Genomic DNA, 283 nt, shown 5'->3' on the forward strand with positions numbered 1-283 from the left:
CGCGCTGCCCTCGGGTCGCTCGACCTCGGGAGTGGGCCCCTCGATGCGCGGATCGGTCATGCCGGGCTCACCTGGATCTCGGTCACCGGCAGGGTGGAGTCCGCCCCGAACGCCAGTGTCGAGGCGCCACGGCCGCTCGAGATCAGCTCCGCGGCGAGACCGGCGATCATCGCGCCGTTGTCCGTGCACAGGGTCAGCGGAGGGATGCGCACGGTGACGCCCGCGGCGGCGGCACGCTCCAGCGTCACCTCGCGCAGACGCCGATTGGCGATCACCCCGCCGC

Annotated in this window: 1 pseudogene; it reads right to left on the reverse strand. The window is 73.5% G+C overall.

Annotated features, from left to right (window positions below):
• Positions 1–56: 56 nt before the first annotated feature.
• Positions 57–283, reverse strand: a pseudogene (locus tag KI686_RS16600) (hypothetical protein); the annotation flags it as partial.

Source organism: Polaribacter sargassicola (assembly GCF_021991835.1).
GTDB classification, from domain to species: Bacteria; Bacteroidota; Bacteroidia; order Flavobacteriales; family Flavobacteriaceae; genus Polaribacter; species Polaribacter sargassicola.